Source organism: Streptomyces huasconensis (assembly GCF_021028635.1).
Classification (GTDB): Bacteria; Actinomycetota; Actinomycetes; order Streptomycetales; family Streptomycetaceae; genus Streptomyces; species Streptomyces huasconensis.
Genome location: NZ_CP086119.1, coordinates 2,778,309 through 2,803,952 on the forward strand (window position 1 = coordinate 2,778,309; position 25,644 = coordinate 2,803,952).

The window sequence follows — 25,644 nt, forward strand, 5'->3', positions numbered from 1 at the left end:
GGATCTCGTTGAGAAATACCCCCTAGGGGTATAGGGTGAGGCATGTCAGGAGGCCCCGGGGGCTCCGGGGCCTCCTCCTGCACATGACGTCGCATACCTACACACGCCTCCCGAGGAGAACGACATGAGCGCCCAGACCGAGCTCCCGCAGGCCGCGTCCGAGACGACCGGCTCCTGCTGCTCCCCCAGCGGTTCCTGCCACTCCGGCGGCGCGGCCGAGACGCCGGAGGGCTCCGTCACCACGGTGTACGAGGTGAAGGGCATGACCTGCGGCCACTGCGAGGGCGCCGTCTCCGAGGAGATCTCGGAGCTCGCGGGCGTCGGCTCCGTCGCGGCCGTGGCCGCCACCGGCCTGGTCACCGTGGTCTCCGCGGCCCCACTGGACGAGGCCGCGGTACGCGCCGCGGTCGACGAGGCGGGCTACGAACTCGTCGGCGTCAAGGCCTGAGCCACGGGCGGGACGGCGGGCCCGCCGCCGCCCCGCCCGGCCGGAAGTAGTACCAAGGAGTCATGACCGAAGTCTCCGAAGTCGAACTCGCCGTCGGCGGGATGACCTGCGCCTCCTGCTCGTCCCGCATCGAGAAGAAGCTGAACCGCGTGGAGGGCGTGACCGCCTCGGTCAATCTCGCCACCGAGAAGGCCAAGGTCTCGTACGCCGACGGAGTCGACGTCGCCCAGCTGATCGCCCTGGTCGAGAAGCTGGGCTACACGGCCGAGGAGATCGTCCCGCCCCCGCCGGAACCCGAACCGGCCCCCGGGGCCCCGGCGGCCGAGGGCGCGCCCGCCCCGACCACCGCCGACATCACCGAGCCCGACACGCTGCGGCAGCGCCTGACCGTCTCCGCGGTCCTCTCCCTGCCCGTCGTCCTGCTCGCGATGGTCCCCGCCCTCCAGTTCGACAACTGGCAGTGGCTCTCGTTGATCCTCGCCGCGCCCGTCGTCGTCTGGGGCGGCCTGCCCTTCCACCGCGCCGCGTTCACCAACCTCCGGCACGGCGCGGCGACCATGGACACGCTCGTCTCGGTCGGCACCCTCGCCGCCTTCGGCTGGTCGCTGTGGGCGCTCTTCCTCGACGACGCCGGGATGCCCGGGATGCGGCACGGCTTCACCTTCACGGCCTCGCCCGGGGACGGCGCCTCGACCATCTATCTCGAAGTGGCCTCCGGTGTCGTCACGTTCATCCTGCTCGGCCGCTGGCTGGAGGCCCGCGCCAAGCGGCGGGCCGGCTCCGCCCTGCGCGCCCTGCTCGAACTGGGCGCCAGGGACGTCGCCGTACTGCGTCCCGACGGCACGGAGGAGCGGGTCCCGGTCGGGCGGCTGGCCGTCGGCGACCGGTTCGTCGTACGCCCCGGGGAGACCATCGCGACCGACGGCACCGTCGTCGAGGGCGCCTCGGCGGTCGACGCCTCGATGCTGACCGGTGAGTCCGTGCCGGTCGACGTCGGCCCCGGCGACACCGTCACCGGGGCGACCGTGAACACCTCGGGGCGCCTGGTGGTGCGGGCCACGCGCGTCGGCTCCGACACCCAACTGGCCCGCATGGCGCGGCTCGTGGAGGACGCGCAGACCGGCAAGGCGCAGGTGCAGCGCCTCGCCGACCGGATCGCCGGGGTGTTCGTACCGGTGGTCCTGCTCATCGCGGCCGGCACACTCGCCGCCTGGCTGGGCGCCACGGGTGACGTGACGGCCGCGTTCACGGCCGCCGTCGCCGTGCTGATCATCGCCTGCCCGTGCGCGCTGGGCCTCGCCACCCCCACGGCCCTCATGGTCGGCACCGGGCGCGGCGCCCAGCTCGGCATCCTCATCAAGGGCCCCGAGGTCCTGGAGTCCACGCGCCGCGTCGACACGGTCGTCCTGGACAAGACGGGGACGGTGACCACGGGGCGCATGGAGATGCAGGACGTGCACGCCGCCGGGGCCGCCGAAGGAACGGACGAGAAGCAGCTGCTGCGCCTCGCGGGCGCCCTGGAGCACGCCTCCGAGCACCCCGTCGCCCGGGCCGTGGCGGGGGGCGCCGCCGAGCGGCTCGGCACCGCGGTCGGCCGGTTGCCGACGCCGCAGGGGTTCGAGAGCGTCCCCGGGCTCGGGGTGCGCGGCACGGTCGAGGGGCATGAGGTGCTGGCGGGGCGCGAGCGGCTCCTCGCGGAGGCGGGGGTCACGGACCTGGACACGCTGATCCCGCTGCGGGAGAAGGCGGAGGCCGCCGGGTGCACGGCCGTGCTCGTCGCCTGGGACGGCGTCGCGCGCGGCGTGCTCACGGTCGCCGACGCCGTGAAGGAGACGAGCCCTCGGGCGGTGCGCGAGCTGCGGGCGCTCGGCCTGACGCCGGTACTGCTCACCGGTGACAACAGGGCCGTCGCCGACGCCGTGGCGCAGGCCGTGGGGATCGCCCCGGACGCCGTGTACGCGGAGGTCCTGCCGCAGGACAAGGTCGACGTCGTGGCGCGGCTGCGCGCCGAGGGCCGGGTCGTGGCGATGGTCGGGGACGGGGTGAACGACGCGGCGGCGCTCGCCACCGCCGATCTGGGCCTGGCGATGGGCACCGGCACCGACGTGGCGATCGAGGCGAGCGACCTGACGCTGGCGCGTGGGGACTTGCGGGTGGCGGCCGATGCCATCAGGCTCTCCCGCAAGACCCTCGCGACCATCAAGGGCAACCTCTTCTGGGCCTTCGGCTACAACGTGGCCGCGCTGCCGCTCGCCGCGGCCGGGCTCCTGAACCCGATGATCGCGGGCGCCGCGATGGCGTTCTCCTCGGTCTTCGTGGTCACCAACAGCCTGCGTCTGCGGACGTTCTCATAAGCCCTTCACAGGACCGTTTCAGCATCCTCACGCGAGCGCACAGATCCCCATATCGGTGCTCTTGCGCATGTTCGAGACATATGCAAGAGACGCAGATCACAGTGATCCGAACGTAACCATCTTGGGGGGTCGCGAGTCTAATGGGACGATGCCGGAAGATGTCTTGGGGGACGTCTTCTGACATCGGAGGACATCTTGGGGGATGTCCTTGGCATGCGTTGGCCGGGGCACGTGCGTCGGGGAGCTTTGAGCGGCCCTCCCGTCGGTACGCGTCCCGGCAGACCGCAGCGCACCACAGACGCCCGGCCGGATCCCGTGGGGGGAATCCGCACCGGGAAAAAGGGAAGCGCCCCGGCCGTCGACCCGTGGGGGGATCGACGGCGGGGCGCTTCTCGCTTTTGAGCCGCAGATGAGGGAGCGCCCCGAAGGGGCGCGGGGAACTGCGCGACCGGCCCGATCCGGCCCGCAGTTCCCGAAGAAAGATCAGCGACCCTCGACCGGGACGAAGTCCCGCAGCACCTCGCCGGTGTAGATCTGGCGCGGGCGGCCGATGCGCGAACCCGGCTCCTTGATCATCTCGTGCCACTGCGCGATCCAGCCCGGCAGGCGGCCCAGCGCGAAGAGCACGGTGAACATCTCGGTCGGGAAGCCCATGGCCCGGTAGATCAGGCCGGTGTAGAAGTCCACGTTCGGGTAGAGCTTGCGCTCGACGAAGTAGTCGTCGGCCAGCGCGTGCTCCTCCAGCTTGAGCGCGATGTCGAGCAGCTCGTCGGACTTGCCGAGCGCCGAGAGGACGTCGTGCGCCGCCGCCTTGATGATCTTCGCCCGGGGGTCGAAGTTCTTGTAGACGCGGTGCCCGAAGCCCATGAGCTTCACGCCGTCTTCCTTGTTCTTCACCTTGCGGATGAAGGTGTCGACGTCGCCGCCGGAGGCCTGGATGCCTTCCAGCATCTCCAGGACCGACTGGTTGGCGCCGCCGTGCAGCGGGCCCCACAGGGCCGAGATGCCGGCCGAGATCGAGGCGAACATGTTCGCCTGCGAGGAGCCGACCAGACGCACGGTGGAAGTCGAACAGTTCTGCTCGTGGTCCGCGTGCAGGATCAGCAGCTTGTCGAGCGCGGCGACGACGACCGGGTCCAGCTCGTACTCGGCGGCGGGCACCGAGAAGGTCATGCGCAGGAAGTTCTCGACGTAGCCGAGGTCGTTGCGCGGGTAGACGACCGGGTGGCCCTGCGACTTCTTGTACGCGTAGGCGGCGATCGTCGGAAGCTTGGCGAGCAGGCGGATCGTCGAGAGGTGACGCTGCTTCTCGTCGAACGGGTTGTGGCTGTCCTGGTAGAACGTCGACAGCGCGCTGACCACGGACGACAGCATGGCCATCGGGTGGGCGTCGCGCGGGAAGCCGTCGTAGAACCGCTTGACGTCCTCGTGCAGCAGGGTGTGCTGCGTGATCTCGTTCTTGAACGAGGCCAGCTCGTCGACCTTCGGCAGTTCGCCGTTGATCAGCAGGTACGCCACCTCGGTGAAGGTGGAGCGCTCGGCCAGCTGCTCGATCGGGTAGCCGCGGTACCGGAGGATGCCCTGCTCACCGTCGAGATAGGTGATGGCGGATTTATAGGCGGCGGTGTTGCCATAGCCGCTGTCCAGGGTCACCAGACCGGTCTGGGCGCGGAGCTTCCCGATGTCGAAGCCCTTGTCACCGACGGTCGAATCGATCACCGGGTAGGTGTACTCGCCATCGCCGTACCGCAGTACTACAGCGTTGTTACCGTTCTCGCTCACGTCATCCCTCACCGACGTTGTGCCTCTTCTTCGAGGTGCCCTGACTGTCTCTACCATCCCCCATTTGGCCCTGGAGAGTGCACTCGGGGTCGACCATTGGGCCTATTGGCGGCACTCAGTGCCGCCAACCTGCTCATCCTGCCCCCTTCGCCCCGGTTCCGGAAGTGCTGTGTGACGTTTGCGACTCATTTGATCGATCAAATGGGTTCGCACCCCGTCACGGGGCCTCTCCGCGGTGCCCCGAGAGCCGGAAATCCAGTGCCGTACAACGCCTGCCCGCAGAGACCGTGCGTACGGCCTGCCCCAGAGCTTTGCGCGAACCGACGAGGACCACCAGCTTCTTGGCGCGTGTCACCGCCGTGTAGAGCAAGTTGCGCTGCAGCATCATCCAGGCGCCCGTGGTGACCGGGATCACCACGGCCGGGTACTCGCTGCCCTGGGAGCGGTGGATCGTCACGGCGTACGCGTGGGACAGCTCGTCCAGTTCGTCGAAGTCGTAGGGGACTTCCTCGTCCTCGTCGGTCAGGACGGTGAGCCGCTGCTCGTCGGGGTCGAGGGCGGTGACGACGCCGACCGTGCCGTTGAAGACGCCGTTCCGCCCCTTCTCGTAGTTGTTGCGGATCTGGGTGACCTTGTCGCCGACGCGGAAGACCCGCCCGCCGAACCGCTTCTCCGGCAGGCCGGGCCGGGCGGGGGTGATGGCCTGCTGGAGGAGGCCGTTGAGGTTCCCGGCGCCCGCCGGGCCGCGGTGCATGGGGGCGAGGACCTGGACGTCGCGGCGCGGGTCGAGGCCGAACTTGCGGGGTATGCGGTGGGCCGCGACGTCCACCGTGAGGCGGCCCGCCTCCTCGGTCTCCTCCTCGACGAAGAGGAAGAAGTCCTTCATGCCCTGGGTGAGCGGCGGGAGGCCGGAGTTGATGCGGTGGGCGTTGGTGACCACGCCCGACTCCTGGGCCTGCCGGAAGATGCGGGTGAGGCGGACGGCGGGGACCGGGCTGCCCTCGCCGAGCAGGTCCCGCAGGACCTCGCCGGCGCCGACGCTGGGCAGCTGGTCCACGTCGCCCACGAAGAGCAGGTGGGCGCCGGGCGGCACGGCCTTCACCAGCTTGTTCGCCAGGAGCAGGTCGAGCATCGAGGCCTCGTCGACCACGACCAGATCGGCGTCGAGGGGCCGCTCCTTGTCGTACGCCGCGTCGCCGCCGGGCTTCAGTTCGAGCAGGCGGTGGACCGTCGAGGCCTCGGCGCCGGTGAGTTCGGCGAGGCGCTTGGCGGCTCGGCCGGTGGGGGCGGCGAGGACGACCTTGGCCTTCTTGGCGCGGGCCAGCTCGACGATGGAGCGGACCGTGAAGGACTTGCCGCAGCCGGGGCCGCCGGTCAGGACGGCGACCTTCCGGGTCAGCGCGAGCCGCACCGCCGCTTCCTGCTCGGGCGCCAGCTCGGCCCCCGTACGCCCCGCGAGCCAGCCGAGCGCCTTGTCCCAGGCGACGCCCTGGAAGGCGGGCATGCGGTCCTCGGGGGTCTTCAGGAGGCGGGTGAGCTGTCCGGCCAGGGAGAGTTCGGCCCGGTGGAAGGGGACCAGGTAGACGGCGGTGATGGCGTCGCCGCCGGCCGGCCCCGGGACGGGTTCGCGGACGACCCCCTCTTCCTCCCCGGCGAGTTCGGCGAGGCAGTCGATGACGAGGCCGGTGTCGACCTGGAGCAGCTTCACCGCGTCCGCGATGAGGCGCTCCTCGGGGAGGTAGCAGTTGCCCTGGTCGGTGGATTGCGAAAGGGCGTACTGGATACCGGCCTTGACGCGCTCCGGGCTGTCGTGCGGGATGCCGACCGCCTGGGCGATGCGGTCGGCGGTGAGGAAGCCGATGCCCCAGACGTCGGCGGCGAGGCGGTACGGCTCGTTCTTCACCACGGAGATCGAGGCGTCGCCGTACTTCTTGTAGATCCGCACGGCGATGGAGGTGGAGACGCCCACTCCCTGGAGGAAGACCATGACCTCCTTGATGGCCTTCTGCTCCTCCCAGGCGGCGGCGATCATCTTGGTCCGCTTGGGGCCGAGGCCGGGCACTTCCACGAGCCGCTTCGGCGCGGTCTCGATGATGTCGAGGGTGTCCACGCCGAAGTGGGTGGTGATCCGGTCGGCCATCACGGGGCCGATGCCCTTGATGAGGCCGGAGCCGAGATAGCGGCGGATGCCCTGGATGGTGGCGGGCAGCACCGTCGTGTAGTTCTCCACGGTGAACTGCTTGCCGTACTGCGGGTGGGAGCCCCAGCGGCCCTGCATGCGCAGGGACTCGCCGACCTGGGCGCCGAGCAGCGAACCGACGACGGTGAGCAGGTCGCCGGCGCCGCGGCCGGTGTCGACGCGCGCGACCGTGTAACCGGTCTCCTCATTGGCGTACGTGATGCGTTCGAGGACTCCCTCGACCACCGCCGTCGCTACAGGTGGACTCGACATGATCCGACGCTACCGCCCGGCACCGACAGCACGGACAGCCTGTGGACAACTGTCGCCTGTGGACGACTTTGGGAGGGAAGCGCACGGCGGCCGACACACGAGGGGGCCCGGTCCGTCGACCGGGCCCCCTCGGCCCCTCCCCCAGTGCCAGAAGCCCCCCGCAATCCCCCCGGATTTCCCCCTCGGAAAGTCCTGACAGCAAGTACGACACGCGTCGTGCCCGAAGGGTTGCACGGCGTCGCGGAGAAATTTCGCGGAGGGCGTGCGGTGCGCGGTTTCGGGGTGCCGACGCGCGGGGGCGGACGTAGCGTTTGACCCAGGAGTGCTGATGTCCGGTCGGACACCCCCTGTCGAGCTGCGAGAGCCTGGAGAGATGATGTTCGGTGTCGTCACGAAGATGAGCAGGCCGGTGGCCAAAGCGATCTCCAAGAGGACCGGCCTCCCGGTGCAGACCGTCACCCGCGGCATCGAGATGCTCGCCCCCGTGGTGATCGCGGTGGTCTCCAAGAAGGCGGCGCGCCGGAAGGGCGGCAAGGGCTAGCCCGCCGGGGGGCGTCCCTCACGCGTACGCGGTGAAGCGCTCCGCCGTCTCGCGCAGCACCTCTGCCCCGTCCCGCGCCCACAGCGCCTCGTTGAAGATCTCGACCTCGACCGGGCCGTCGTACCCGGCGTCCTCCACGCATGTCCGGATGGCCTTGAAGTCGACGCTTCCGTCGCCCAGTTGCCCCCGACCGAGCAGCACGCCCGCGGGCAACGGCGTGATCCAGTCCGCCAGTTGGAAGGCGTGCAGCCGGCCGCCCCGCCCCGCCCGCGCGATCTGCGCGGGCGCCTGGTCGTCCCACCACACGTGGTACGTGTCCACGACCACGCCCACCTGGTGTGCGGGGAAGCGCTCCGCCAGGTCGAGGGCCTGCCCCAGCGTGGAGACCACGCAGCGGTCGGCGGCGAACATCGGGTGCAGCGGCTCGACGGCCAGGCGTACGCCCCGCTCCTCCGCGTGCGGCCCGAGGACCCCGAGGGCCTCCACGACGCGCTCCCGGGCCCCGGCCAGGTCACGGCTGCCGGGCGGCAGACCGCCCGAGACGAGGACCAGGGTGTCGGTGCCGAGGATTGCCGCCTCGTCGATCGCCGCGCGGTTGTCGTCGAGGGCACGCGCGCGTGCCGCCTCTTCGGTGTCCGTGAGGAAGCCGCCCCGGCACAGGCTGGTGACCGTGAGGCCCGCGTCACGCATGAGGCGGGCGGTGCGCTCGACCCCGTACTCCTGGACCGGTGCGCGCCACAGGCCGACGGCGGGGATGCCCTCCTTGGCGCAGCCGTCGGCGAGTTCGGGGAGGGAGAGCTGCTTGACGGTCTGCTGGTTGACGCTGAGGCGGGTCAGTGGCAGCGCGGCGGTGCTCATTGCGGTACTCCATGGACGGTCAGCAGCGAGCGCATCCGGGACGCCGCCAGGGCGGGGTCGGGGAACAGGCCGAGGCCGTCGGCCAGTTCGTAGGCGCGGGCGAGGTGCGGGAGCGAGCGGGCCGACTGGAGGCCGCCCACCATCGTGAAGTGTGTCTGGTGCCCGGCCAGCCAGGCGAGGAACACCACGCCGGTCTTGTAGTGGCGCGTGGGGTTCTCGAAGAGGTGGCGGGAGAGGGCGACGGTGGGGTCGAGGAGGGCGCGGAAGGCCTGCGCGTCACCGGTGTCCAGGACGCGCACCGCCTCGGCGGCGAGCGGCCCGAGCGGGTCGAAGACGCCGAGCAGCGCGTGGCTGAAGCCGTGGCCGTCGCCCGCGATCAGCTCGGGGTAGTGGAAGTCGTCTCCGGTGTAGCAGCGCACGCCCCGCGGGAGGCGGCGGCGCAGGGCGACCTCGCGGTCCGCGTCCAGGAGCGAGATCTTGATGCCGTCGACCTTGTCGGGGTGGGCGGCGATGACGTCCAGGAAGGTGTCGGTCGCCGCGTCCAGGTCGGCCGAGCCCCAGTAGCCCGCGAGGGCGGGGTCGAACATGGGGCCGAGCCAGTGCAGGATGACCGGCTCGCTCGCCTGGCGCAGGAGGTGGCCGTACGTCTCGGCGTAGTCGTCCGGCGAGGCGGCCGCGGCGGCGAGGGCGCGCGACGCCATCAGGATCGGCTGGGCGCCGGCCGCCTCGACGACGGCGAGCTGCTCCTCGTACGCCTGGACGATCTGCGGCAGCTTCGCGGGCGATGGCAGCTGGTCGGTGCCGACGCCGCAGGCGATGCGGCCGCCGACCGCCTTCGCCTCGGCGGCCGAGCGGCGGATGAGTTCGGCGGCGCACGGCCAGTCCAGGCCCATGCCGCGCTGGGCGGTGTCCATGGCCTCGGCGACGCCCAGGCCGTGCGACCACAGGTGGCGGCGGAAGGCGAGCGTGGCGTCCCAGTCGACGGCGGCGGGGCCGTCCGGGGAGACGTCCGCGAAGGGGTCGGCGACGACGTGGGCGGCGGAGAAGACGGTGCGGGAGGTGGGCGGCGGGCCGCCGGCGGCGATCCGGAGGGGTTCGCCGCGCGGGGTGTACGCGCGCGTGCCGCCTCCCTCGGCCGGCAGCAGCACCTGGAGGGGCCCGGTCACAGCTCGATCTCCGGTACGTCGAGGCGGCGGCCCTCGGCGGAGGACTTCAGGCCCAGCTCGGCGAGTTGCACGCCGCGCGCGCCCGCGAGGAGGTCCCAGCGGTAGGGCGCGTCGGCGTAGACGTGCTTGAGGAACAGCTCCCACTGCGCCTTGAAGCCGTTGTCGTACCCGTCGGGGCCCTGGTTGTCCGGGACCTCCTGCCACTGGTCGCGGAAGGAGTGGGGGGCGGGCAGGTCGGGGTTCCACACCGGCTTCGGTGTCGCGCCGCGGTGCTGTACGCGGCAGCCGCGCAGCCCGGCGACGGCCGAGCCCTCGGTGCCGTCGACCTGGAACTCCACCAGTTCGTCGCGGTGGACGCGCACGGCCCAGGAGGAGTTGATCTGCGCGATGATTCCGCCGTCCAGTTCGAAGACTCCGTACGCGGCGTCGTCGGCGGTGGCGTCGTAGGGCTTGGCGTGCTCGTCCCAGCGCCGCGGGATGTGCGTGGCGGTCAGCGCCTGGACGGTGCGTACGCGGCCGAACAGCTCGTGCAGGACGTACTCCCAGTGCGGGAACATGTCGACGACGATGCCGCCGCCGTCCTCGGCGCGGTAGTTCCAGGAGGGGCGCTGGGCGGACTGCCAGTCGCCCTCGAAGACCCAGTAGCCGAACTCGCCGCGCACCGACAGGACGCGGCCGAAGAAGCCGCCGTCGATGAGCCGCTTCAGCTTGAGCAGGCCCGGCAGAAAGAGCTTGTCCTGGACGACGCCGTGCTTGACGCCCGCGTCCCTGGCCAGCCGGGCGAGGCCGAGGGCGGCGTCCAGGCCGGTGGCGGTCGGCTTCTCGGTGTAGAGGTGCTTGCCCGCGGCGATGGCCTTCTTGAGGGCGTCCTCGCGGGCGGCGGTGACCTGCGCGTCGAAGTAGATGTCGACGGCCGGATCGGCGAGGACCGCGTCGAGGTCGGTCGAGAAGTGCTCCAGGCCGTGCTGTTCCGCGAGCGCGCGCAGCGCGTGCTCCCTGCGGCCCACCAGGACCGGCTCGGGCCACAGCACCGTGCCGTCGCCGAGGTCGAGGCCGCCCTGTTCGCGCAGGGCCAGGATCGAGCGGACGAGGTGCTGGCGGTGGCCCATGCGTCCGGTGACGCCGTTCATGGCGATGCGCACCGTCTTGCGTGTCACGAGAGTCCCTCCGTCAGCGGGTGGCGAGCGCTTTGCGGTGTGGCGGGCGCTTTTCGTGCGTGGCGTGCGCTTTTCCGGTGTGGCGGGTGCTTTTCCGGTGTGGCGGGCGCGGCACGCTCGGCGTGCACCGAAGTCCTGAGGTCGCAGCAAGCGCTTTCTATCCATGGAGAAGCTAGCCTGCCGCACAGGGTTCGGACAAGGGTGCCGGGCCGGCGCAGTGACCGGAGGACGACGAGATGACCGTGACCCTGGCGGACGTGGCGGCGCGCGCGCAGGTCTCCCCCGCCACCGTCTCCCGCGTGCTGAACGGCAACTACCCCGTGGCCGCCGCCACCCGTGAGCGGGTCCTGCGGGCCGTCGACGACCTCGACTACGTCCTGAACGGCCCCGCGAGCGCGCTCGCCGCGGCCACCTCCGACCTGGTCGGCATCCTCGTCAACGACATCGCCGACCCCTTCTTCGGGATCATCGCGGGCGCCGTGCAGTCCGAGATCGGCGGGCCCGGCGGCCGCGCGGGCGGGGAGCGGCTGGCGGTGGTCTGCAACACCGGCGGCTCCCCGGAGCGCGAGCTGACCTACCTCACGCTCCTCCAGCGGCAGCGCGCCGCCGCGGTGATCCTGACCGGCGGCGCCATCGAGGAGGCCGAACACGCCGCCGCGATGGCGGGGAAACTGCGGCGCCTCGCGGAGGCGGGCACCCGGGTGGTGCTGTGCGGACGGCCGCCCTCGCCGGGGACCGACGCGGTGGCGCTCACCTTCGACAACCGCGGCGGCGGCCGGCAACTCACCGCGCACCTGCTGGGCCTCGGCCACCGGCGCGTCGGCTACATCGCGGGCCCCCGCGAACGCAGTACGACCCGGCACCGCCTGGAGGGCCACCGCGCGGCGCTGGCCGCGCACGGCGTCGAGGACGACCCCGCGCTCACCGTGCACGGCCCCTACGACCGGCGCTCCGGGTACGACGCGACCGTCGAACTCCTGCGCCGCGCCCCGGAGTTGACGGCCGTCGTCGCCGCCAACGACACGGTGGCGCTCGGCGCGTGCGCCGCGCTGCGGGACAAGGGGCTGCGCATCCCCGACGACGTCTCGGTGGCGGGCTTCGACGACCTGCCGTTCAGCGTCGACGCGGTGCCCGCGCTCACGACGGTACGGCTGCCGCTGCACGAGGCGGGGGCGCGGGCGGGACGCATCGCCATGGGCAAGGAGGAGCCGCCGCCGGGGGGTGTGGCGACGGTGCACGGGGAGTTGATGGTGCGGGGGTCCACGGCGGGGCCGCGGTAGGGGCGGCTCGGCTCTTGGGCTCGGACTCTTCGGCTCGGCTTCTCCGGCTCGGGCTCACCGGCTCGGGCTCATCGGCTCGGCTTCTCCAGCTCGGGCTCACCGGCTCGGGCCCCTCGGCTCGGGCTCATCGGCTCGGGCCCCTCGGCTCACACCAGTCCCCCGATCACCTTCACCCCCTCCACGATCTGCGTCGGGCTGCCGGCCGCGTAGCCGAGGACCAGGCCCGGCCGGTGCGGGAGCTGGGTGTGCCAGGAGAGGGGGTGGACCTTGACGCCGTGGGCCAGGGCGGCGGTGGCGAGATCGGCGTCGGAGCCCTCGTACGTCCGTGCGTCCAGGGTGATCATCAGGTGCAGCCCGGCCGCCGCGCCGTGCACGACCGCCCCCGGCAGATACGTGCGGATCGCGCCGATCATCGCGTCCCTGCGCCTGCGGTGGTGCCTGCGGATGAGCCGCAGATGGCGTTCCAGGTCGCCGGAGGCCATGAGGTGGGCGAGGACGAGCTGCGGCAGGGCCGCGTTGCCGAGGTCGATCAGGCGCTTGGCGTCCACCAGCGCCGCCCGGTACGCGGGCGGCGCGAGCAGCCAGCCCAGGCGCAGGGCGGGCGCGAGGAGCTTGGAGACGCTGCCCGCGTAGCAGACGTGTTCGGGGAGCTGGGCGCGCAGGGCGGGGACGGCGGGGCGGTCGTAGCGGTGCTCGGCGTCGTAGTCGTCCTCGATGACGAGGCCGCCGTCGCGGGCCCAGTCCATCAGCTCGCGCCGCCGACCGCCGCCGAGGACCACGCCGGTGGGGAACTGGTGGGCGGGTGTGAGCAGGACGGCCCGGGCGCCGGTGGCGCGCAGCGCGTCGACGCGGACGCCGTGGGCGTCGACCGGGACGGGCGGGGTGCCGAGCGGGCGCAGGTGCTGGCGCACGCCGAGTGATCCCGGCTCCTCGACCGCGACGTCCGTGATCCCCTCGGCGCGCAGTACGTCGACGAGCAGCCGCAGGGCCTGGGCCGTGCCGTTGACGATCATCACGTCGTCCGGGTCGGCGACGATCCCGCGGTTCAGGGAGAGCCAGCGCGTGACGGCGGCGCGCAGGGCCGGGGTGCCGCGCGGATCTCCGTACCCGAAGTCGGAGGGTGTCAGCCCGGCGAGCACGGCGCGCTCGGCGCGCAGCCAGGCCGCGCGCGGGAAGGCGGCGAGGTCCGGCAGCCCCGGGGCGAGGTCGACGCGGGCGGGGGCGGCGCGCAGGGCGTCGAAGACGCCGAGGTCGGGCGGGGCGGTGAAGAGGTCGGGGCGGCTCGTGGGGGCCGCGGAGGCCGCGCGGGCGGCCGCCGGCCGAGGCGGTGGTGGTGGCGGTACGGCGACGACGACGGTGCCGCCCCGGCCCCGCCCCGCCACGTGGCCGTCCTCGGTGAGCCGACGGTAGGCCTCGGTGACGACGCCGCGCGAGACGCCGAGTTCGGCAGCGAGGGTGCGGGTGGCGGGGAGCCGGCTGCCGGTGGTGAGGCGGCCGTCCGCGATGGCCTCCCTGACCCGCCGCGCCAGCCAGTCGCCGAGGCCGCCTCTCGGCGCCTCGCGGGGGTCGAGCTGGAGGAAGTCGGAGGTGGCGGCAGCCTCGGTGACTCCGGCCCGCGCGGTCGGCCCACTCTGGCCGCCCCGAGTTATGGACCAGTCGGGAGAAGATCCATTGGACCTGTTCATGGAGCCATTGTGGCGACAGGGTCGAGGCATGGAATTCCTCCTCACCTCCCTCGTCGTCTGTGTGACGCCCGGCACCGGCGTCCTGTTCACGATCGCGGCGGGCCTCTCCCGCGGCACGCGGGCCGCGGTGATCGCGGCCGTCGGCTGCACGCTGGGCGTCGTCCCGCACATGGTGGCCGCGATCACCGGCCTCGCGGCGCTGCTGAACGCCAGCGCGGTCGCCTTCCAGACCCTCAAGTACCTGGGCGTGGCCTACCTGTTGTACATGGCGTGGAGCACGCTGCGGGACAAGAGCGAGCTGACCGCCGAACGGGAGAGCGAGCCGCGTTCGGCGGGCCGCACGATCCTGACGGGCGTGCTGATCAACATCCTCAATCCGAAGCTGACCCTGTTCTTCTTCGCGTTCCTGCCGCAGTTCGTGAGCACCGACGAGCCCTACGCGTTCTTGCGCATGACGGAGCTGAGCGCGTACTTCATGCTGATCACGTTCGCGGCCTTCGTGGCGTACGGGCGCTTCGCGGCGGCGATGCGGAGTCACGTGATCTCACGCCCGCGGGTGGTGAGCTGGATGCGGCGCACCTTCGCGGTGGCGTTCGCGGCGCTGGGGGCGCGGCTGGCGTTCCTCTGAGCAGCTGCGCTGCGCCTGCTGCGTACCGCCGTGTCCCTGGAGGTCCGGATGTCGTTGACATCACCGGGAAAAGGAGGCTCATATGGCAGTCATGGTCATGGATGCACCTAGCGCCTGGGACGTACTGGACGGCGTCAACCTCCCCCGCGGCTACCGCGTCGAGATCACCGAGGGGAAGATCATCATGACGCCGCAAGGCGAATACCGGTGGAAAGTCATCCTTGAGGCCGCCCCTCAGATCAAGCAGCAGCTCGCCGCCCGCGGTGACATCCTCTCGGACGTCATGATCGACTTCCCGTCCAGTCAGTACGGTTACGCGCCGGACCTGGCGGTCATCGCGCCCGGCGCGGAGCGCAACAGCCGTGGCCGCTTCGAATGGCACAGCCTCGAAGCGGTGCTCGAAGTCGTCTCGGAGAGCAGCCGGGACAACGACTTCGCCAAGAAGGTCCGCCTGTACGCCGAGTGCGGCATCCCCGTCTACGTGGTGATCGACCCCGAGGCCGGGATCTGCACCGTCCACCGCCGCCCCACCCGGACCGGGGCGTACGAGGACGAGACGGAGGTCCCGTTCGGCGCGGACCTCGTCCTGCCGCTCGCCGGGCGGGAGATCACCGTCAAGACGGAGGGCTTTCCGAAGGCCGGTGACCTCGGCTGAGGGGGCGGGCTTGACCGCGGGCACATGGCCGCGCCTACTGTCGGGACCATGAAATTCGCCTTCTCCACCCTCGGTGTGCCCGGTCTGCCCATCCCCGACGTGCTGCGCCTCGCCACCGAACACGGCTATCAGGGCGTCGAACTGCGCGCGCACCCCGAGGAGCCGGTGCACCCCGGGCTCGGGCTCGTCGAGCGGGCCGACGTGGCCGCCGAGTTCAAGGCCGCCGGCGTCGAGATCCTCACCGTCGCGGGGTACGCGCGCGTGGCGGCCCCCGGTGACGACGAACCCGTCCTCGACGAGCTGAACTCCCTCGTCGGGCTCGCCCGTGACCTCGGCGCCCCCTTCGTCCGCGTCTTCCCCGGCGGCGGCCAGGACCAGGACGAGGCGGAGGCCGACGCGACGGCCGCGCGGCGGCTCGGCACCGCCGCACGGTACGCCGCCGACGCCGGCGTACGCATCCTCGTCGAGACCCACGACTCGCACCGCACCGGCGCCGACGTCACCCGCGTCCTCGGCACGGTCGGGCACCTCCAGGTCGGCGCCCTGTGGGACGTGATGCACACCTGGCTCGGCGGCGAGTCCCCCGCCGACACCTTCGCCGCGCTCTCCCCCTACCTCGGCTACGTCCAGGTGAAGGACATCGCCTCGGCGGACGACACGACGCCGCTCGCGCTCGGGGCCGGCGCCCTGCCGCTCGCCGAGTGCGTGGACGTGCTCAGCGCGGAGGGCTGGGACGGCTGGCTGTGCTGGGAGTACGAGAAGCGGTGGTACGAGCAGGCAGCGCCGCTGGCTCAACTCCTCGGCCCGGGGCGTGACTTCCTGTCACGCCTCGTGTCCCGCTCCGGCTGAGGCCACCGCCCTTCACGGACGTCTCGGTTGTCCCCTTCGAGAACGAGGTCAGCGCGACGCCGCCCACCAGCAGGGCGGCCGCGCACCACCTCAGGGCGCTCACCGACTCGCCGAGCACCAGGGCCGCGCCGGACACCCCGAAGACCGGGACGAGCAGGGAGAACGGGGCGACGGTGGACGCCGGGTGGCGGCGCAGCAGGTAGCCCCAGGCGCCGAAGCCGAAGACCGTGGTGATCCAGGCGACGTAGACGATGATGCCCGCGCCCGGCCAGTCGAGGGAGCGCAGCGCCGCCAGGTCCCTCGACGGCCCCTCCCACAGCAGGGAGAGCCCGAGCAGCGGCAGTACGGGGACGGTGCTCACCCACACCATGAAGTTCAGGGCGTCGGGCGGGGACGCCTTGCGGGTCAGGACGTTGGAGACGCCCCAGCAGGCCGCGGCGCCGATCAGCAGCGCGAAGGCGGTGAGCGGCCCCGTCTCCCCCTCGTCGACGGCGGCGACCGCGATGCCCGCGAGGGCGATCACCATGCCCGTCACGCGGACCCGGCCCGGCCGTTCGCCGAGCGCCACGAAGGCGAAGAGGGCGGTGAAGACGGCCTGGATCTGGAGCACCAGGGACGACAGGCCCGCGGGCATCCCCGCGTCCATGCCGATGAAGAGCAGCCCGAACTTGACCACGCCGAGGACGAGTCCGACCGCCACCACCCACTTCCAGGCCACCTTCGGCCGCCCCACGAAGAAGACGGCGGGCAGCGCGGCCACCAGGAAGCGCAGGGCGGAGAACAGCAGCGGCGGGAAGTGGTCGAGACCCACTTCGATCACGACGAAGTTGACGCCCCAGACGGCGGTGACGAGGACGGCCAGGCAGACATGAGCGGGTCGCATGCGTCGAGGATCACCCGGCCCGACCGTGTAGGACCAGCACGGATTTCTGCATGATGGGATGAAGCACTGCTAATGAATGGTGCCGATGAAACGGGAGGCCCTCGTGCTCGATCTCGCCCGGCTCCGTGCCCTGCACGCCGTCTCCGTGCACGGCACCGTGGGCGCCGCCGCCACCGCGTTCGGCTACACCCCGTCCGCCGTCTCCCAGCAGATCGCGAAGCTGGAGCGGGAGACGCGCACCACCCTCCTCGAACGTCGTGGCCGGGGTGTGGCGCTCACCGAGGAGGCGCTCCATCTCGCCGATACGGCGCGGCAGTTGATGGCCATCATGGAGCGCGCCGAGACGGAGCTGGAGGAGCGGCGCGGGGTGCCCGCGGGGCGGCTGACCATCGCGGCGTTCGCCTCGGCGGCACGCGGGCTGCTGCCGGGGGCGCTCGCGGAGCTGGCCCGGCGTCATCCGGCGCTCGACGCCCGTATGTCGGAGATCGACCCGCATCTTTCCATCGACCTGGTCGCCAAGGGCGCGGTCGACGTGGCCGTCGTCCACGACTGGGACATCGCGCCGCTGCCGACTCCGCCCGGCGTCGAACAGGCCGTCATCGGGGACGACTTCTGCGACCTCGTCGTCCCGGAGGGGCACCGGCTCGCGGGGCGTACGTCGGTGCGGCGCGCGGAGTTGAAGGACGAGCGGTGGATCACGCAGCCGCCGGGGCTCGTCTGCCACGAGTGGCTGGTGCGGACCCTGCGGGAGGCGGGCTGCGAGCCCGACATCGCCCACCAGGCGGAGGAGAACCCGACGCTGGTCGCGCTCGTCGCGGCGGGGCTCGGCATCGCGCTCGTGCCGCGGCTGGGGCGCGGCCCGATCCCGGACGGCGCGGTCACCGTCCGGCTCGATCCGGTGCCGGTGCGGCGGCTGTACGCGCTGTGGCGCGCGGGGGCGGCGCGGCGGCCGGCCATCACGGAGACGGTACGGGTGCTGCGGGCGCGCTGGGCGGAGTGACGGTGCCCCGTGGCTTCGGGTGCCGCAAGGGCCTCTCCCACCCACCCGCCCGACATCCGGCAGCCGAACCGTCCCGAAGAGTCCGCCGCCGAGCCCTCCCCGCGCCCCGCCCCTCCTTGACCGGTGGAAATCCTCGGGATATCCGTGAACCCCCGAAAGTTTCCTCCGGCCCCACCAGGAGCACCCGTGCCCCAGCCCGACGACGGCCCCGACGACGGCCCCGACGACGACCGGCTCCTCGGCCTGATCTCCAAGATGTCCCTGGAGGAGAAGGTCGGCCAGCTCTTCGTGATGCACGTCTACGGGCACACGGCCACCGACCCCGACCCGGAGGACGTCGACACCAACCTCAGAGAGCTCGGCGTCCGCGACGCCGCCGAACTCATCGCCCGCTACCGCCTCGGCGGCGTCATCTACTTCGGCTGGGCCCACAACACCCGCTCCCCGCACCAGATCGCCGCGCTCTCCCGCGGCATCCAGGAGGCCGCGGCGAAGGCCCTGCCCTCCGGCGTGCCCGTGCTGATCTCCGTGGACCAGGAGCACGGCGCCGTGGCCCGCGTCGGCGCCCCCGCGACGCTGCTGCCGGGCGCGATGGCCCTGGGCGCCTCTGGTTCGCACGAACACGCGCGCGAGGCGGCCCGGATCGCCGGGACCGAGCTGCACGCCCTCGGCATCCGCCAGGACCACGCCCCGGACGCCGACGTGAACATCGACCCGGCCAACCCCGTCATCGGCGTACGCTCCTTCGGCGCGGACCCGGAAGCCGTCGCGGGCTTCGTGGCCGCGCAGGTCGAGGGCTACCGGAGCGCGGGCATCGCGACCGCGGCCAAGCACTTCCCGGGGCACGGCGACACCACGGACGACAGCCACACCGAGCTGCCGCACATCCACCACACCCGCGAGGAGTGGGACCGTTTCGACGCGCCGCCGTTCCGGGCCGCGATCGCCGCGGGCGTGGACTCCGTGATGACCGCGCACATCGTGGTGCCCGCCCTGGACCCGTCGGGCGACCCGGCGACACTCTCGTACCCCATCGTGACGGGCATCCTGCGCGAGGAGCTGGGCTACGACGGCGTGGTCGCCACGGACTCGCTGGCGATGCGCGGGGTCCGCACGAAGTACGGCGACGACCGCGTGGCCGTACTGGCGCTCAAGGCGGGCGTGGACCAGCTGCTCAATCCGCCGCGGCCGCAGGTCGCGTGGGACGCGGTGCTCCGGGCCGTCGGGGAGGGCGAGCTGACGGAGGAGCGGATCGAGGAATCGGTTCTGCGGGTGCTGCGCATGAAGGCGCGGGTAGGGCTGCTGCCCGAGGACGGCACCGCGCCCAACACGGCGGCCGCCGCGGCCACCGCGGTGGACTCCGTGGTGGGCTCCCCCGCCCATCGCGCCGCCGCCGACCGCATCGCCGAGGCGACGACCACGCTCCTGGAGAACCCCGGGGGTCTGCTGCCGCTCTCGCCCGACACGCATCGCGACGTGCTGGTGGTCGGCGCCGACCCCCGTTCGCCGTCCGGTACGACGGGCCCGCCGACCGCGGTCCTCGCCGACGCCCTCACCGGCCTCGGCTTCACGGCCACCGCCCTGTCCACGGGCACCGCCCCGGACGCCACGGCGGTGGACAGGGCCGTGGCGGCGGCGCGGGGCAAGGACGCGGTGCTCGTGACGACGTACAACGTCGCGACGCACACCACCACGGCCCGCGACAACACCCAGGCCGCCAACACCGCCTTGGACACGGGCCCCGCCACCCAGGACACCCCGGCGGCCGAGGACGGCCAGAGCGCCCTGGTCGCCGCCCTGAAGGCCACCGGCGTCCCCGTGATCACCCTCGCCGTCCGCAACCCCTACGACGTGGCCCGGCTCCCCGCCGTCGACGCCGCGCTCGCCGCGTACTGCTGGACGGACGTCGCACTGCGCGCCGCCGCCCGGGTGATCGCGGGCCGCGCCGCCCCCCGCGGCCGGCTGCCGGTGCCGGTGCGGCGGGCGGACGACCCGGCGCGGGTGCTGTACCCGATCGGCCACGGGCTGACGTACTGAGCCGTACGCCGGCCCGCGCACCGCGGGGCGCCGCAGACCTCACGGCCGCAGCGTCTGCTCCTTCTTCACGTCCCGCCGGTCGAGCTTCGCGTCGTACGGGGCGAGCGGCTTGCCCGTGGGTGAGGCGACCCCGGCCCACGCCTGGATGCGCTGCGTGGCCTTCGCCTTCTCGTCGGGGACGAGCTGCGAGACGGTCGCGCCGTGGTTCGCGCCGGGCGCCGTGAAGACGTGGCTGTCGTGCTTGGCTCCCCGCGCGGGACGGAACTGCTCGGCGCCGTACGGGTCGTACTCGCCGTAGACGTACATCATCCGGTGGGCGTTGTGCCGCACCCAGGTGTCGATGTCCCGCATCGCGTGCGGCGTGAACCGCATGGGGATGTCGCGCGGCACGAAGGCGCGGGGCGGCTGGTAGCCGTAGCGGCTCAGGGCGCCGAGCCAGGGCTGGCGGATGGTGGGCGCGCCGAGTTCGGTGCCCGCCTGGTAGTAGTACGGCGTGTAGGGCGCGAGGCCCTTGTCGGTGTACGAGGACCAGCCGCCCACCGAGTCGACGTAGTCGAAGAGGGCCTGGTCGGTCATGGTGGCCGCGTCGGGGATGGTGCCGCAGGCGGTGGCGGCGGGCTGGTACTGCCAGAAGCCCCAGACCAGGTCCATGACGACGGCCTCGAACGCCTTGTCCAGCGTGCCGACGGTCGTGAAGGTGTGGCCCTCCGCCTCCGCGTACGCGGCGAGCTTGCGCGACAGCGGTTCCCTGCGCACCAGCGCCTCGCGCTGCACGGCCTGGATGCGCTCGCGGCACTCCTTGGTGCCGACGTTCGCGAGGAACGTGTCGTAGGCGGAGTCCTCCTTGTCGACGACGTCGTTGGGCGCGACGTAGGAGACGATGCCGGCCATGTCGCGCGGGTAGAAGCGCTCGTAGTACGTGGCGGTCATGCCGCCCTTCGAGATGCCGGTGGCCAGCCACTTCTTGCCGTAGATGGGCTTGAGGGCCCGGTAGATGCGGTGCTGGTCGGTGGCCGCCTGCCAGATGTCGAGCTTCGACCAGTCGGCGGGCTCGGGGCGCGAGGGCGTGAAGAAGCGGTACTCCATGGAGACCTGGTTGCCGTCGACGATCTGCGTGGGCTCGCGGCGGCTGGGGTTCGTGGAGACGCTGTAGCCGCTGGTGTAGTAGACCGTGGGGCGGCTGGTGTCCTTGTGCAGGACCGTCAGGCGCTGCTTGAACGTGCCCTTGGAGGGGCGGCGGTGGTCGACCGGCTGGGTGTAGTTCAGGACGAAGAAGCGGTAGCCGGGGTAGGGCTTCTCCTCGATGAGGCTCATGCCGGGTATGGCGAGCAGCCTGTCCTTGATGTCCGTCGTCCCGGTGGCGGCCGGTTCCGCGGCCGTGGCGGCTCCGGTCGTGGCCGCTCCGGCCGTCGTCGCTCCGGCCGTGCCCGCCGTGCCTATCAGCACCACGAGCGACAACAGCCATCTGAGCACCTTGCGCATGCACCCTCCCCTGTCGACACAGCAACGCCCCGGAACCTAACGGAGCGACTGGACCCACACCAGGGGGAGTTATGCGGCAACTGCGGACGTCAGCAGAGAATCCAGCCCGTACTGACCCCGCGCCCCGAGACCGACCCCGTCACGCGCACGCACCGGTGGCCGGCGTGGACCGTCACGGGGCCCGCGCGCCGGGCGTAGCGCCCCTTGTCGCGCACGGGGCGGCTGCCGCGCGCCTGGACGCTGACGGACATGGTCTTGCGGGCGCCGGCGCGCTTGGCGGTGGTCACGGCGCAGACGTAGCCGCGGGTCTTGAAGACCTCGACCTTGCCGGTGCTGAAGGCCAGCGTGCGGACCTTGTGGCCGACGCACGGGCCCCCGAGGGCGAGGGCGTGGGCGGCGCCGACGCCGGGGCCGGCGAGGGCGAGCAGGACGGCGGCGGCGAGCCCGGCGGCGCCGAGCGTCAGCCGCCGTCGTATCCGGCCACGGCCGCGACCACTGCTCACGTGTTCCCCTCCTGCCCCTGCGGCATCAACGTACTGATGTACGGACGCAGCCCACCGCCCCCACGGTTGCGGCGACCCCCGGTTTTTCTGCCCCGCCCCGCCCGGTCCCGCTCGCGCCGCGGCTCAGGCGATCTCCACCGGCTCGCCCACGAACGTCCGCCACAGCTCGGCGTACCGCCCGCCGCGCGCGAGCAGTTCCTCGTGCGTGCCGTCCTCCGCGACGCGCCCCTGGTCCATGACGACGACGCGGTCGGCGCGGGCGGCGGTGGTGAGGCGGTGGGCGACGACCAGCGTGGTGCGCCGGCCCGCGATGCGGTCGGTGGCGTGGTTGACCTGCGCCTCGGTGGCGAGGTCGAGCGCGGCGGTCGCCTCGTCGAGGAGCAGGATGTCGGGGTCGACCAGCTCGGCGCGGGCGAGCGCGATGAGCTGGCGCTGACCGGCGGAGAGGTTGCGGCCGCGCTCGGTGACCTCGTGGAGGTAGCCGCCGTCGAGGGTGGCGATCATGTCGTGCGCGCCGACCGCGCGGGCGGCGGCCTCGACCTCGGCGTCGGTGGCGTCGGGCCGGCCATAGGCGATGGCGTCGCGGACGGTGCCCGCGAAGAGGTAGGCCTCCTGCGGCACGACGCCGAGCCGGTGGCGGTAGGCGGTGAGGTCCAAATCGCGCAGGTCGGTGCCGTCCACCGTCACCCGCCCGCCGGTGGGGTCGTAGAAGCGGGCGACGAGCTTGACCAGCGTCGACTTGCCCGCGCCGGTCTCGCCGACGAAGGCGACGGTCTGCCCGGCCGGGATGCGCAGCCGCACGTCGGCGAGGGCCTCCTCCTCGCCGTTGTAGGCGAACCGCACGTCCTCGAAGGCGATCTCGCCGCGCAGCGAGAGGACGTCCAGCGGCTCCTCGGCGGCCTTGGTCGACGTCGGCTCCTGGAGCAGCTCCTGGATGCGGCCGAGCGAGACGGTGGCCTGCTGGTAGCCGTCGAAGACCTGAGAGAGCTGCTGGACGGGCGCGAAGAACAGGTCGATGTAGAGGAGGTAGGCGACGAGCGCGCCGGTGGTCAGCGTGCCCGCCTGGACACGGCCCGCGCCGACGATCAGTACGGCGACGACGGCGGCGGACGACAGGAACTGCACGAACGGGAAGTAGACCGAGATCAGCCACTGGCCGCGGATGCGGGCCTGGCGGTAGCTGTCGCTGTTGCGGGCGAACCGCTCGGCACCGGAGCGCTCGCGCCGGAACGCCTGCACGATGCGCAGCCCGGCGACGGACTCCTGGAGGTCGGCGTTGACGGCCGACACGCGCTCGCGCGCCAGTTCGTACGCCTTCACGCTCGACTTGCGGAAGAAGTACGTGCCGACGATCAGCACCGGCAGCGTGGCGAAGACGACCAGCGCCAGCTCCACGTCGATGACGAGCAGCGCCACCATGATGCCGAAGAACGTGACGACGGAGACGAAGGCGGTGACCAGGCCGGTCTGGAGGAACGTGGACAGCGCGTCCACATCCGTGGTCATCCGGGTCATGATGCGCCCGGTCAGCTCCCGCTCGTAGTAGTCGAGCCCTAGCCGCTGGAGCTGCGCGAAGATCTTCAGCCGCAGCGCGTACAGGACCCGCTCGCCGGTCCGTCCCGTCATGCGCATCTCGCCGGTCTGCGCCGTCCACTGCACGGCGACGGCGGCGAGCGCGAGCCCGGAGGCGGCCCAGACGGCACCCAGCGCGAGCTGGTTGACGCCCTCGTCGATGCCGTGCCGGATCAGGACGGGCAGCAGCAGGCCCATGCCCGCGTCGACGGCCACCAGGAGCAGGCTCAGCAGCAGCGGCAGCCCGAAGCCGCCGAGCAGCCTGCGCAGGCCGTACGACTCCTCGGGGCGCACGGCCCGCGCCTCGTCGACGCCGGGCTTGTCGTCGGCCGGGGGCAGCGCGTCGACCTGCGCGAGCAGCTCGGGCGTGGACGGCATTCCGGACAGCGCGGTGTCCCGGGGTTCGCGGTCGCCGGTCCACAGGGCGGGCGTGATGCCGCGCTCCGCGTCGAACTCGGCGTCCAGTTCGTCGCGTACGGAGGTGTCCTCGGGCACGTCGGCCCGCAGCGCGTGGCCGGGCGAGACGCCGCCCAGCTCGTCGGGGTCGGTGAGCAGGCGCCGGTAGAGGGCGGAGCGCTCCTCCAGCTCCTCGTGGGTGCCGATGTCGGCGAGGCGGCCGCCGTCGAGGACGGCGGTGCGGTCGGCGAGGTTGAGGGTAGAGCGGCGGTGCGCGATGAGGAGGGTGGTCCGGCCCGCCATGACGCCGCGCAGCGCCTCGTGGATCTCGTGCTCCACGCGCGCGTCCACCGCCGAGGTGGCGTCGTCGAGGACGAGCAGGCGGGGGTCGGTGAGGATGGCGCGGGCGAGGGCGATGCGCTGGCGCTGGCCGCCGGAGAGGGTCAGTCCGTGCTCGCCGACCGTGGTGTCGTACCCCTCGGGCAGCTCGGATATGAACCGGTCGGCCTGAGCGGCGCGCGCGGCGGCCTCGATCTGCTCCTGGGTGGCCTCGGGACGGCCGTACGCGATGTTGGCGCGGACCGTGTCGGAGAAGAGGAAGGAGTCCTCGGGCACGAGACCGATGGCGGAGCGCAGGGAGTCGAGCGTCAGCTCGCGCACGTCGTGGCCGCCGATGAGGACGGCGCCGTGCGTCACGTCGTAGAAGCGGGGCAGCAGCAGCGAGACGGTGGACTTGCCGCTGCCGGAGGAGCCGACGACGGCGAGGGTCTCGCCGGGGGCTATCTGGAAGGTCAGCCCGTCGAGCACGGGGCGGTCGTCCTCGTACGCGAAGGCGACGTCGTCGAACTCGACGGTGGCCGGGGCGTCGGCGGGCAGCTCCTTGGTCCCGTCACTCATGCTCGGCTCGGTGTCGATCAGCTCAAGCACGCGCTCGACGCCCGCCCGGGCCTGCTGCCCGACGGTGAGGACCATGGCGAGCATCCGCACCGGGCCGACGAGCTGCGCGAGGTAGGTGGAGAAGGCGACGAACGTGCCGAGCGTGATCTCCCCGCGCACGGCGAGCCAGCCGCCGAGGGCCAGCATGGCGACCTGGCCGAGCATGGGGACGGCCTGGAGGGCGGGGGTGTAGCGGGAGTTGAGGCGGATGGTCCGCATCCGGCCCGCGAAGAGCTTGCGGCCGACCTCCCGCAGCTTCCCGGTCTCCTGGTCCTCCTGCCCGAAGCCCTTCACCACGCGTACGCCGCTGACGGCGCCGTCGACCACTCCGGCGACGGCGGCGGCCTGGGCCTGCGCGTACCAGGTGGCGGGGTGCAGGCGGGTGCGGGAGCGGCGGGCGATGAACCACAGGGCGGGGGCGACGGCGAGCGCGACCAGGGTGAGCGGCAGCGAGAGCCAGGCCATGATCCCCAGCGAGATCACGAAGAGCAGGATGTTGCCGATGGTCATCGGCAGCATGAAGAGCAGGCCCTGGATCAGCTGGAGGTCGCTGGTGGCGCGGCCGACGACCTGCCCGGTGGACAGCTCGTCCTGGCGCCGCCCGTCGAGCCGGGTGATCGTCCCGTACATCTCGGTGCGCAGGTCGTGCTGGACGTCGAGGGCGAGTCGGCCGCCGTAGTAGCGGCGGATGTAGGTGAAGACGTAGACGAGGAGGGCGGCGCCGATGAGCGCGCCCGCCCAGGGGCCCATGGAGCGGCCGCCGCCCTGGCCGTCCTCCCCGATGACGTCATCGATGATCACCTTGGTGATCAGGGGGACGACGGCCATGACGGCCATGCCGGCGAGCGAGGAGCCGAGCGCGAGCACGACGTCCTTCGGATACCGCCAGGCGTATCCGGTGAGTCGCCGCGCCCATCCCCGTTGCTCTGTCACGTGCTGCCTCCCGTAGACCTGACCTGCCGAGAGGCCCAACGCGGCGG

18 protein-coding genes and 1 pseudogene are annotated in these 25,644 nt (G+C 72.3%); 9 read left to right on the forward strand and 10 right to left on the reverse strand.

The window, feature by feature from the left end; genetic code table 11:
• Positions 1 to 124 precede the first annotated feature (124 nt).
• The gene (locus J2N69_RS12465) at positions 125 to 448 is read left to right on the forward strand and encodes a heavy-metal-associated domain-containing protein (protein ID WP_230900811.1); all 324 of its coding nucleotides are present in this window, start codon (positions 125 to 127) and stop codon (positions 446 to 448) included.
• A gap of 62 nt (positions 449 to 510) precedes the next feature.
• Positions 511 to 2,802, forward strand: a complete 2,292-nt coding sequence (locus J2N69_RS12470; RefSeq protein WP_230900812.1) for a heavy metal translocating P-type ATPase — start codon at positions 511 to 513, stop codon at positions 2,800 to 2,802.
• Positions 2,803 to 3,285: 483 nt separating this feature from the next.
• Here the strand turns inward: J2N69_RS12470 and J2N69_RS12475 are convergent, their stop codons facing one another.
• Together J2N69_RS12475 and recD2 are read right to left on the reverse strand one after the other, a co-directional pair.
• Positions 3,286 to 4,584: a citrate synthase gene (locus J2N69_RS12475; protein WP_167516009.1), complete on the reverse strand. Its 1,299-nt coding sequence runs from the start codon at positions 4,582 to 4,584 to the stop codon at positions 3,286 to 3,288.
• Between the two features lie 217 nt (positions 4,585 to 4,801).
• Positions 4,802 to 7,036, reverse strand: coding sequence for an SF1B family DNA helicase RecD2 (gene recD2, locus J2N69_RS12480; RefSeq protein WP_230900813.1), 2,235 nt, complete (start codon positions 7,034 to 7,036; stop codon positions 4,802 to 4,804).
• A gap of 328 nt (positions 7,037 to 7,364) precedes the next feature.
• Between recD2 and J2N69_RS12485 the strand changes: the two genes are divergently transcribed.
• Positions 7,365 to 7,577, forward strand: a complete 213-nt coding sequence (locus J2N69_RS12485) for a hypothetical protein (RefSeq protein WP_127913185.1) — start codon at positions 7,365 to 7,367, stop codon at positions 7,575 to 7,577.
• Between the two features lie 18 nt (positions 7,578 to 7,595).
• Here J2N69_RS12485 and J2N69_RS12490 read toward each other — a convergent pair whose 3' ends face one another.
• Genes J2N69_RS12490 through J2N69_RS12500 form a run of 3 tightly spaced genes read right to left on the reverse strand, consistent with a single transcriptional unit; the run spans position 7,596 to position 10,758 of the window.
• Positions 7,596 to 8,435 (reverse strand): sugar phosphate isomerase/epimerase family protein, encoded by an 840-nt coding sequence (locus tag J2N69_RS12490; protein ID WP_230900814.1) that lies wholly within the window; start codon positions 8,433 to 8,435, stop codon positions 7,596 to 7,598.
• Entirely contained in the window at positions 8,432 to 9,601 is a 1,170-nt protein-coding gene (locus J2N69_RS12495) for a dihydrodipicolinate synthase family protein (protein ID WP_230900815.1), read from the reverse strand. Before J2N69_RS12495 ends, J2N69_RS12490 begins: the two co-directional genes overlap by 4 nt.
• Positions 9,598 to 10,758 carry a Gfo/Idh/MocA family protein gene (locus J2N69_RS12500; RefSeq protein ID WP_230900816.1) on the reverse strand — a complete coding sequence of 387 codons (1,161 nt, stop codon included), beginning with the start codon at positions 10,756 to 10,758 and terminating at the stop codon, positions 9,598 to 9,600. Before J2N69_RS12500 ends, J2N69_RS12495 begins: the two co-directional genes overlap by 4 nt.
• 236 nt (positions 10,759 to 10,994) lie before the next feature.
• On the opposite strand from J2N69_RS12500, the gene J2N69_RS12505 reads away from it, so the two are divergent.
• Positions 10,995 to 12,038 (forward strand): LacI family DNA-binding transcriptional regulator, encoded by a 1,044-nt coding sequence (locus J2N69_RS12505; RefSeq protein WP_230900817.1) that lies wholly within the window; start codon positions 10,995 to 10,997, stop codon positions 12,036 to 12,038.
• Positions 12,039 to 12,184: 146 nt separating this feature from the next.
• Here the strand turns inward: J2N69_RS12505 and pdxR are convergent, their stop codons facing one another.
• The gene (gene pdxR, locus J2N69_RS12510) at positions 12,185 to 13,723 is read right to left on the reverse strand and encodes a MocR-like pyridoxine biosynthesis transcription factor PdxR (protein WP_230900818.1); all 1,539 of its coding nucleotides are present in this window, start codon (positions 13,721 to 13,723) and stop codon (positions 12,185 to 12,187) included.
• Between the two features lie 28 nt (positions 13,724 to 13,751).
• Between pdxR and J2N69_RS12515 the strand changes: the two genes are divergently transcribed.
• The 3 genes and pseudogenes from J2N69_RS12515 to J2N69_RS12525 form a co-directional block, all read left to right on the forward strand.
• Positions 13,752 to 14,351 carry a LysE family translocator gene (locus tag J2N69_RS12515; protein WP_230900819.1) on the forward strand — a complete coding sequence of 200 codons (600 nt, stop codon included), beginning with the start codon at positions 13,752 to 13,754 and terminating at the stop codon, positions 14,349 to 14,351.
• 82 nt (positions 14,352 to 14,433) lie between these two features.
• Entirely contained in the window at positions 14,434 to 15,006 is a 573-nt protein-coding gene (locus tag J2N69_RS12520) for a Uma2 family endonuclease (protein ID WP_230900820.1), read from the forward strand.
• 48 nt (positions 15,007 to 15,054) lie between these two features.
• Positions 15,055 to 15,747: pseudogene (locus tag J2N69_RS12525) on the forward strand (sugar phosphate isomerase/epimerase family protein); the annotation flags it as partial.
• Here J2N69_RS12525 and J2N69_RS12530 read toward each other — a convergent pair.
• On the reverse strand, positions 15,722 to 16,738 hold the full coding sequence (locus J2N69_RS12530) for an EamA family transporter (protein ID WP_230900821.1): 1,017 nt from the start codon (positions 16,736 to 16,738) through the stop codon (positions 15,722 to 15,724). The pseudogene J2N69_RS12525 and the gene J2N69_RS12530 sit on opposite strands and share 26 nt — an antisense overlap.
• 103 nt (positions 16,739 to 16,841) lie before the next feature.
• Here J2N69_RS12530 and J2N69_RS12535 point away from each other — a divergent pair, with 103 nt between their 5' ends.
• Together J2N69_RS12535 and J2N69_RS12540 are read left to right on the forward strand one after the other, a co-directional pair.
• The gene (locus J2N69_RS12535) at positions 16,842 to 17,738 is read left to right on the forward strand and encodes a LysR family transcriptional regulator (protein ID WP_230904695.1); all 897 of its coding nucleotides are present in this window, start codon (positions 16,842 to 16,844) and stop codon (positions 17,736 to 17,738) included.
• A gap of 255 nt (positions 17,739 to 17,993) precedes the next feature.
• On the forward strand, positions 17,994 to 19,775 hold the full coding sequence (locus tag J2N69_RS12540) for a glycoside hydrolase family 3 protein (RefSeq protein WP_408056889.1): 1,782 nt from the start codon (positions 17,994 to 17,996) through the stop codon (positions 19,773 to 19,775).
• 39 nt (positions 19,776 to 19,814) lie between these two features.
• Here the strand turns inward: J2N69_RS12540 and J2N69_RS12545 are convergent, their stop codons facing one another.
• The 3 genes from J2N69_RS12545 to J2N69_RS12555 form a co-directional block, all read right to left on the reverse strand.
• Positions 19,815 to 21,257: an alpha/beta hydrolase family protein gene (locus tag J2N69_RS12545; protein WP_230900823.1), complete on the reverse strand. Its 1,443-nt coding sequence runs from the start codon at positions 21,255 to 21,257 to the stop codon at positions 19,815 to 19,817.
• 89 nt (positions 21,258 to 21,346) lie between these two features.
• On the reverse strand, positions 21,347 to 21,760 hold the full coding sequence (locus tag J2N69_RS12550) for a hypothetical protein (protein ID WP_408056716.1): 414 nt from the start codon (positions 21,758 to 21,760) through the stop codon (positions 21,347 to 21,349).
• A gap of 123 nt (positions 21,761 to 21,883) precedes the next feature.
• A complete protein-coding gene (locus J2N69_RS12555; RefSeq protein ID WP_230900824.1) occupies positions 21,884 to 25,597 on the reverse strand; it encodes an ABC transporter ATP-binding protein in 3,714 nt (1,237 codons plus the stop codon).
• Positions 25,598 to 25,644: the final 47 nt, after the last annotated feature.

Excerpts from the sequence above, each read along its gene's own strand:
- J2N69_RS12465 (WP_230900811.1), top strand. The coding sequence starts at position 125 with ATGAGCGCCCAGACCGAGCTCCCGCAGGCCGCGTCCGAGACGACCGGC.
- J2N69_RS12470 (WP_230900812.1), top strand. The coding sequence starts at position 511 with ATGACCGAAGTCTCCGAAGTCGAACTCGCCGTCGGCGGGATGACCTGC.
- recD2 (WP_230900813.1), bottom strand. The coding sequence starts at position 7,036 with ATGTCGAGTCCACCTGTAGCGACGGCGGTGGTCGAGGGAGTCCTCGAA.
- J2N69_RS12485 (WP_127913185.1), top strand. The coding sequence starts at position 7,365 with ATGTCCGGTCGGACACCCCCTGTCGAGCTGCGAGAGCCTGGAGAGATG.
- J2N69_RS12490 (WP_230900814.1), bottom strand. The coding sequence starts at position 8,435 with ATGAGCACCGCCGCGCTGCCACTGACCCGCCTCAGCGTCAACCAGCAG.
- J2N69_RS12505 (WP_230900817.1), top strand. The coding sequence starts at position 10,995 with ATGACCGTGACCCTGGCGGACGTGGCGGCGCGCGCGCAGGTCTCCCCC.
- pdxR (WP_230900818.1), bottom strand. The coding sequence starts at position 13,723 with ATGAACAGGTCCAATGGATCTTCTCCCGACTGGTCCATAACTCGGGGC.
- J2N69_RS12515 (WP_230900819.1), top strand. The coding sequence starts at position 13,752 with ATGGAATTCCTCCTCACCTCCCTCGTCGTCTGTGTGACGCCCGGCACC.
- J2N69_RS12520 (WP_230900820.1), top strand. The coding sequence starts at position 14,434 with ATGGCAGTCATGGTCATGGATGCACCTAGCGCCTGGGACGTACTGGAC.
- J2N69_RS12530 (WP_230900821.1), bottom strand. The coding sequence starts at position 16,738 with ATGCGACCCGCTCATGTCTGCCTGGCCGTCCTCGTCACCGCCGTCTGG.
- J2N69_RS12540 (WP_408056889.1), top strand. The coding sequence starts at position 17,994 with ATGTCCCTGGAGGAGAAGGTCGGCCAGCTCTTCGTGATGCACGTCTAC.
- J2N69_RS12545 (WP_230900823.1), bottom strand. The coding sequence starts at position 21,257 with ATGCGCAAGGTGCTCAGATGGCTGTTGTCGCTCGTGGTGCTGATAGGC.